Source organism: Promicromonospora sp. NPDC060204, from assembly GCF_042728455.1.
GTDB lineage: Bacteria > Actinomycetota > Actinomycetes > Actinomycetales > Cellulomonadaceae > Promicromonospora.
The window spans coordinates 1-7,208 of sequence record NZ_JBHWZO010000295.1 but is presented as its reverse complement, the minus strand read 5'-3'; the positions used below and the strand labels follow the sequence as shown (position 1 = coordinate 7,208).

The following is a 7,208-nucleotide window of genomic DNA, read 5'->3' as shown; positions in this document are numbered from 1 at the left end:
GTATTTGTTGGATCAAGCAGCTTGATCCAACAAATACCCCGCACTCAGCGGGGGTGGGGCTGGGCTCAGCCCTTGGCGATCGCGCTGACGTCCAGCGTGATCTTGACCTTGTCGCCCACCAGGAAGCCGCCGGTCTCCAGCGTGGCGTTCCAGGTGAGGCCGAAGTCCTTGCGGTTGACCTCGAGGTTGGCCTCGAAGCCGGCGCGGTCGTTGCCGAACGGGTCCTTGGCGGTGCCGGTGAACTCGGTCTCCAGCTCGACACCCTTGGTGATGCCGTTGATGGTGAGGTCGCCCGAGATGATGTAGTCGTCGCCGTCGGCCTTGATGTCGGTCGAGGAGAACGTCCAGGTCGGCTTCTCGTCGGCGTGCCAGAAGTCGGCGCTCTTCAGGTGGCCGTCACGACCGGCGTCGCCGGTGCTCACGGAGGCCGCGTCCAGCTCGGCGGTGACGGTCGACGACTCCAGGTCCTCGCCCACCGTGATGGTGCCCGAGGTGACGGCGATGCTGCCGCGCACCTTCGCGATCCCGGCGTGGCGGACGGAGAAGGAGGCAGCGGTGTGGGAGGGGTCGATCTCGTAGACGCCGGTGGTGAGACCTGCGGGGAGCGGGGTGGCCATCAGGGGGACTCCTTGTGGGTTCGACGGTTGAGGTAGATAGTTGAGGGATCAACTAGATCTGATGCGTTCCAACATAACGGGTCCCGTAACGTATTCCTAGAGGGCGCCCGGCACGTCGCAGATCACATTCGGGCCGGCGGGCGATCATGGCTCCCGGCGTGACGGCGTCACCCGGGCCGGCCATCCTGGCAGCTCGGTGAGCACGAAGGCGGTGGGCGAAGTGGCAGCGGAGACGATCCAGGGTTCCGATCTCTGGCTGACCGAGGAGCAGCAGGGCTCCTGGCGGCACTATCTCGAGGGGACCGCGCGGTTCGTGGAGGCGCTCAGCGCCTTGCACGACCGGACCCTCGACCTCTCGCTCGGGGAGTACAGCCTGCTCGTGCAGCTCTCGGAGGCTCCGGAGCGCACGATGCGCATGTCCACGCTCGCGGACGGCCTGGTGCTCTCGCGCAGCCGCCTGACGCACACGGTCGCGCGCATGGAGGCGCGCGGGCTCGTGGAGCGCCGGGCGGCGGAGGGCGACCGGCGCGGGGTGAACTGCACCATGACCGACGCCGGCTACGCGGCGCTGGAGGTGGCGGCGCCGGGCCACGTCGCGGCGGTGCGCCGGATCATGGTCGACGCGCTGGACCCCGAGGAGTTCGCGCAGCTCGGACGCATCATGGCCAAGGTCGCGGCGTCCTCGAAGATGTCGGGCGGCACGGAGGAAGGCCTCACGGCCCTCTGCGACTGACCGCGTCCCGCGGCACGCGACCGGCTGCGGCACCAGGCACGTCTCAGACGCACAGGCCCTTCGGGTGACCTGTGCGTCTGACACGTGGAAGGCGGGGATGGGCGGTCCTACTCGGTCAGCACGCGGCTGAACATCGGGCGGTACGCGTACCCGGCGACCAGGGCGCCGAGGACCGGGAAGAGGAGGAACACCCAGAGCTGCCCCCATGCCCAGCCGCCGGCGTAGATCGCGGTGGCGATGGAGCGGGCGGGGTTCACCGACGTGTTCGTGATCGGGATCGAGACCAGGTGGATCAGCGTGAGCGTCAGGCCGATCGCCAGCGGCGCGAACCCGGGCGAGGCGATCCGCGCAGTCGTGCCGAGGATGACGAACAGGAAGACCGCGGTGAGGACCGTCTCGGTCAGGATCGCGGAGCCGAGCCCGAAACCGTCCGGGGAGTGCTCGCCGAACCCGTTGGCCGCGAAGCCCGACTCGCGCGCGGCCTCGAAGTAACCGTCCGGCCCGCCGAGGGCGATCAGCGCCAGCACGCTGGAGCCGAGCACGCCGCCGATGACCTGCGCGACGACGTAGCCGCCGACGTCGTTCCAGGAGAACCGGCCCGCGGCCGCCAGTCCCAGCGTGACGGCCGGGTTGAAGTGCCCGCCCGAGATCGGGCCCAGCGCGAACGCGCCGACCACCACGGTGAGGCCGAAGGCCAGGGCGACCCCGAGGAAGCCCACGCCAACGGTGTTGGTCTCGGCGTCAGGGAAGTTGGCTGCGAAGACCGCGGTGCCGCAGCCACCCAGCACCAGCACGAACGTGCCCAGCGCCTCGGCGGCCAGGCGTGCGTACATGGCAGGCGATGCTGTCTCACTCATGTGGAGCCCCCTTGCTTGCATCGGACGGTTTCATGACGAAACCTTTCCGCTGAATGTAGGTCGGCCCTGCCGGATCGGCGCGAGATGACGTAATGCACACTCGCCGGAGGTCACGGGCACCCAGGGTCGGATGGGAGACTGTGGGTCATGGTTTCCACGACGGTTCACCTGCTGCGTCACGGCGAGGTGTACAACCCCGACGGCCTGCTGTACGGGCGCCTGCCCGGCTACCGGCTGTCCGACCGTGGCCAGGCGATGGCCAAGATCGTCGCCGACCACCTCACGAGCACCGGCCGGGACGTGACCCACGTGGTGGCCTCCCCGCTGCAGCGCGCACAGGAGACGGCCGCCCCCGTGGCGCAGGGCTTCGGCCTCGAGCTCGCCACCGACGACCGCATCATCGAGGCCGACAACCGCTTCGAGGGCCTGGTCGTCGCCGGACCCGCCGGCGGGGCGCTGAAGAACCCGCGCAACTGGCCGCACCTGTGGAACCCGTTCCGGCCGTCGTGGGGCGAGCCCTACAGGGCGCAGGTCGAACGCATGCGCGCCGCCGTCAAGGACGCGCGCCGCGCCGCGGAGGGCCACGAGATCGTGCTGGTCAGCCACCAGCTCCCGATCTGGCTCACCCGCCGGGCGCTCGAGGGCGGCACCCTGTGGCACGACCCGCGCAACCGGCAGTGCAACCTCGCGTCCCTGACGTCCCTGCACTTCGAGGACGACCGGTTCGTCGGCCTGCACTACACGGAGCCCGCCGCGGAGCTCTATGACGGCGCGAGCAAGGTCGCCGGCGCGTGATGCGGGGCAAGACCGTCAAGGCGGTCCAGTGGGTAGTGGTCGTCGGCATCGTGCTCGGCCTCGTCGTGTCGCTCGCCGCGTGCAGCCCGGAGGACTCGGGCGCCGGCGACGTCGTCGGGCAGGGGTACGTCTCCGGTGACGGTTCGGTCCAGACGTACGACGTCGGGGAGCGCAAGGGGCCCGTGACCATCACGGGCACCGACTTCGAGGGCAACGACGTCGACACCGCCGGCTGGGCGGGCGACGTCGTGGTCGTGAACACCTGGTACGCCTCGTGCGCGCCGTGCCGCGCCGAGGCCCCCGACCTCGTGAGCCTCGCGGGGTCGAAGGACGGCGTGCAGTTCCTCGGCATCAACACCGAGGACGACGCCGGTTCCGCCCAGGCGTTCCAGCGCACCTTCGAGGTGCCCTACCCGAGCATCGAGGACCGCAGCGGCAAGGTGATCGCGAGCCTGAACGGCGTCGTGCCGCTGCAGGCAGTGCCCACCACCGTGGTGCTGGACCAGGAGGGCAACGTGGCCGCGCGCGTCATCGGCCAGGCCGAGCACTCCACGCTCGAGTCCCTCATCGACGAGGTCCTGGCGGAGGCCGCCTGATGTTCACGACCGGCGCCATCGCCACCGCCGTCGGCGACGGGTTCGCCAGTACGGTCTGGAGCGGGTCCCTGCTCCTGGCGGTGCCCGTCGCGGTGCTCGCGGGCTTCGTGTCGTTCGCCTCGCCCTGCGTGCTGCCGCTCGTGCCCGGGTACGTCGGGTACGTGAGCAGCATGGCCGCGGCCTCGGCCGGCACGACCTCCGGGATCGTGGCGACGCGCACCAAGCCGGCCCGCGGCCGCGTGGTCGGCGGCGTCGCACTGTTCGTGCTCGGCTTCACCGCCGTGTTCGTCTCGTTCGGCGCCGCGTTCGGCAGCCTGGGCGCCTACCTCGTGCGCTGGGAGGACGTGATCATCCGCGTGCTCGGCGCCGTGGTGATCCTGCTCGGCCTCGGGTTCCTCGGGGCCGTCCCGTTCCTGCAGCGCGAGGCCCGGTTCCACCTGACGCCGCGCGCCGGCCTGTGGGGCGCGCCGCTGCTCGGCGTCGTCTTCGGGCTGGGCTGGACGCCCTGCATCGGCCCGACCCTCGGCGCCGTGCAGGCGCTCGCGATCGACGAGGCCTCGGCGGGCCGCGGCGCCCTGCTCGGCATCGCGTACTGCGTCGGCCTGGGCGTGCCGTTCCTGCTCGTGGCCCTCGGCCTGCAGAGCTCGGAGCGCATGCTCGACTTCCTGCGCAAGCACCGCCTCGCGGCGCTGCGCATCGGCGGCGGGCTGCTGGTGCTGGTCGGGCTGCTGCTGGTCACCGGGCTCTGGACGCAGATCACCGGGGCCATGCAGCTCTGGATCGGTGGATTCGAGACGGTGATCTGATGGTCGGCCGCACGCGCAACGAAGGCACCTACGTCCCCGACGGCATCGCGGACGCGTTCACGCAGGGCGAGCAGGGCGAGGCGCACGACACGCCGGCGTCGGACCCGAAGGGGCAGAAGCCGGAGCGGCCCACCCCGCCCGCGCTGGGCCTGGTGGGGACGCTGCGCTGGATGTGGCGCCAGCTCACCTCGATGCGCGTGGCGCTGATGCTGCTGATGCTGCTCGCCGTCGCCGCCGTGCCCGGGTCCGTGCTCCCGCAGCGCAACCAGGACGCCGCGGGGGTGCTCGAGTACCTCGCCGACCACCCGACCGCCGGGGACTGGCTCGACAAGGCCGGCTTCTTCGACGTCTACACGTCGGTCTGGTTCTCCGCCATCTACATCCTGCTGTTCGTATCGCTCGTGGGCTGCATCCTCCCGCGCTCGGCGGCGCACTACCGCGCCCTGCGCGGCCGCCCGCCGCGCGTGCCGTCCCGGTTCAACCGGTTCCCGGCCAAGGCCACGCTGACCACCGGCGTCTCGCCCGAGGAGGCGGCCGACGCCGTCGCCGCCCGCCTGCGCGGCAGGCTCTCCTGGCTGCCGACCTTCCGGGTGGACCGGGGCGAGGAGGCCGCCCGCGGCCGACGTCCGGCGTCCGCCACCGTGAGCGCCGAGCGCGGCTACCTGCGCGAGACCGGCAACCTCGTCTTCCACCTGGCGCTGGTCGGCCTGCTCGTTTCCGTCGCGACCGGCCAGATGCTGCACTACCGCGGCCAGGCCATCGTCACCGAGGGCCGCGGCTTCGCCAACGCCGTCGTGGACTACGACACCTTCGAGAAGGGCGGCTGGTTCCGCCCCGGCTCGCTGGTGCCGTTCTCGATGACGCTCGACAAGTTCGAGTCGGAGTTCGCGAGCGACACCGTGGCCTTCGCCCAGGCCCGCGACTTCACGGCGCACGTCACGGTGACCGAGCCCTCCGGCGAGGAGCGGCCCGAGCAGATCAAGGTGAACCACCCGATCGTCGTCGACGGCGCCAAGATCTACCTCCAGGGCAACGGCTTCGCCCCCGAGATCACCGTGCACGACGCCAAGGGCGAGGTCGCCTTCTCCGGCCGGGTCACGTTCATCCCCGAGGACACGATGTACACCTCCCGCGGCGTGGTGAAGGTGCCGGACGTGTCGCCCGGGCTGGACCAGATCGGGCTCGTCGGCTACTTCCTGCCGACGGCGGAGGTGAACGAGGACGGGTCGGCCCGCTCGGCGTTCCCGCAGCCCGTGGACCCGCTGCTCGTGCTCGAGGTGTACACGGGTGACCTGGGGCTCGACGACGGCTCGCCGCAGAACGTGTACGAGCTCGACACCGCGTCGCTCACCCCGGCCCTCGAGGACTCCGGCGAGCGCGTCAAGGTGCTGGCGCGGCCCGGCGAGACCGTGGACCTGCCGGACGGGCTGGGCACCCTGACCCTCGGCGAGGACCTCCCGCGCTACGTGGCCCTCGACCTGCGGCACGACCCGTCGCTGGTGTTCGTGCTCGTCTTCGCGCTGCTCGCGCTCGCGGGGCTCACCGTCTCGCTCTTCACACCACGGCGACGCGTCTGGGTGCGGGCGTACGAGGGGCCGGACGGCGTTACGGTGGTCGAGGTCGCGGGGCTCGCCCGAGGCGACGACGCCGGCCTCCAGGCCGAGGTCGACCGCGCCGTGGGGGCGGTGCCGGGAGCGGAACCCGGACAGGCGGCCACTGGACAAGCTCAGGAACCGCGCATCGAGACCGGATCGGAAAAGGACTGAACATGGAGCTGGCAAACCTGAGCGTGCTGCTCGTCTGGGGTGCCGCGACGGCGCTCGCGATCGGGCTCATCGCGTTCTCGGTGGACCTCTCGCGCCTGTCCGGCGCGAAGGTCGACGCGCGGGACGCGGCGCGGAGCCGCGAGAAGGTGAGCGTCGGCGCGGGGGCCGGGGACGACGTGCCCGGCCTGATCGACGCGGGGTCCGCGGCCCCCGTCGCCGCAGCCGGGCCGGTGAACCGCAAGTTCGCCGGGATCGGGATGTCCGTGACGTGGCTGGCCGCGGCGCTGCTGCTGGTCGCGATCGTGCTGCGCGGCATCGCGGCGGGGCGCACGCCGTGGGCCAACATGTACGAGTTCACGCTGGTCGGCACGTTCGTGGCCGTCGCGGTGTTCGCTGGTGTGAACACCCGGCGTGACGCGCGGTACCTGGGCGCGTTCGTGAGCGGGCTCGGCGTGCTGTTCCTCGTGCTGGCCCAGGAGAAGTTCTTCGTGGAGGCAATGGGCGTCCAGCCCGCGCTGCAGAAGTACTGGCTCGTGATCCACGTCGGTGTCGCCATCTGTGCCACCGGCATCTTCACCGTGGCCTTCGTGGCGTCGGTGCTGCAGCTCCTGCGGGACGCCCGGGACAACGGCTCGCCGGTGCTCGGCAGCCGGCACTGGGGCTGGCTCGACCACACCGCGGCGCCCGCCGCCCTCGAGTCGCTCTCGTTCCGCCTGAACTCGGTGGCGTTCGTGCTGTGGACCTTCACGGTCATCGGCGGCGCCATCTGGGCCGAGGACGCCTGGGGCCGCTACTGGGGCTGGGACCCCAAGGAGGTCTGGAGCTTCATCGTCTGGGTGGTCTACGCGGCCTACCTGCACGCGCGCACCACGCGCGGCTGGTCCGGGTCCCGTGCGGCCTGGTTCGTCGTGGCCGGATACGCGTGCGTGCTGTTCAACTTCACCGGCGTGAACCTGATCTTCAACGGGAAGCACTCGTACTCGGGGCTGTGAGCCCCGGGGGCACCACAAGACCCTGAGGGCCAGAGACCAAGGGCAC

General features: G+C 71.2%; 8 protein-coding genes. 6 read left to right on the top strand and 2 right to left on the bottom strand.

The window, feature by feature from the left end:
- Nucleotides 1–65: 65 nt before the first annotated feature.
- Nucleotides 66–617, bottom strand: a complete 552-nt coding sequence (locus ACFWEJ_RS25295; RefSeq protein WP_377231934.1) for a YceI family protein — start codon at nucleotides 615–617, stop codon at nucleotides 66–68.
- Between the two features lie 220 nt (nucleotides 618–837).
- Here ACFWEJ_RS25295 and ACFWEJ_RS25290 point away from each other — a divergent pair, with 220 nt between their 5' ends.
- Entirely contained in the window at nucleotides 838–1,350 is a 513-nt protein-coding gene (locus ACFWEJ_RS25290; protein ID WP_377231933.1) for a MarR family winged helix-turn-helix transcriptional regulator, read from the top strand.
- 107 nt (nucleotides 1,351–1,457) lie between these two features.
- Here the strand turns inward: ACFWEJ_RS25290 and aqpZ are convergent, their stop codons facing one another.
- Nucleotides 1,458–2,207, bottom strand: coding sequence for an aquaporin Z (aqpZ, locus tag ACFWEJ_RS25285; RefSeq protein WP_377231932.1), 750 nt, complete (start codon nucleotides 2,205–2,207; stop codon nucleotides 1,458–1,460).
- 147 nt (nucleotides 2,208–2,354) lie between these two features.
- On the opposite strand from aqpZ, the gene ACFWEJ_RS25280 reads away from it, so the two are divergent.
- Genes ACFWEJ_RS25280 through ccsB form a run of 5 tightly spaced genes read left to right on the top strand, consistent with a single transcriptional unit; the run spans nucleotide 2,355 to nucleotide 7,162 of the window.
- The gene (locus tag ACFWEJ_RS25280) at nucleotides 2,355–3,002 is read left to right on the top strand and encodes a histidine phosphatase family protein (protein WP_377231931.1); all 648 of its coding nucleotides are present in this window, start codon (nucleotides 2,355–2,357) and stop codon (nucleotides 3,000–3,002) included.
- Nucleotides 3,002–3,598 carry a TlpA family protein disulfide reductase gene (locus ACFWEJ_RS25275; protein WP_377231930.1) on the top strand — a complete coding sequence of 199 codons (597 nt, stop codon included), beginning with the start codon at nucleotides 3,002–3,004 and terminating at the stop codon, nucleotides 3,596–3,598. The genes ACFWEJ_RS25280 and ACFWEJ_RS25275 overlap by 1 nt, the downstream gene beginning before the upstream one ends.
- On the top strand, nucleotides 3,598–4,404 hold the full coding sequence (locus tag ACFWEJ_RS25270) for a cytochrome c biogenesis CcdA family protein (protein ID WP_377231929.1): 807 nt from the start codon (nucleotides 3,598–3,600) through the stop codon (nucleotides 4,402–4,404). Before ACFWEJ_RS25275 ends, ACFWEJ_RS25270 begins: the two co-directional genes overlap by 1 nt.
- Nucleotides 4,404–6,170, top strand: a complete 1,767-nt coding sequence (locus ACFWEJ_RS25265) for a cytochrome c biogenesis protein ResB (RefSeq protein WP_377231928.1) — start codon at nucleotides 4,404–4,406, stop codon at nucleotides 6,168–6,170. The genes ACFWEJ_RS25270 and ACFWEJ_RS25265 overlap by 1 nt, the downstream gene beginning before the upstream one ends.
- A gap of 2 nt (nucleotides 6,171–6,172) precedes the next feature.
- Complete coding sequence (ccsB, locus tag ACFWEJ_RS25260) at nucleotides 6,173–7,162, top strand: c-type cytochrome biogenesis protein CcsB (RefSeq protein ID WP_377231927.1); 990 nt, start codon at nucleotides 6,173–6,175, stop codon at nucleotides 7,160–7,162.
- The last annotated feature ends 46 nt before the right edge of the window (nucleotides 7,163–7,208 follow it).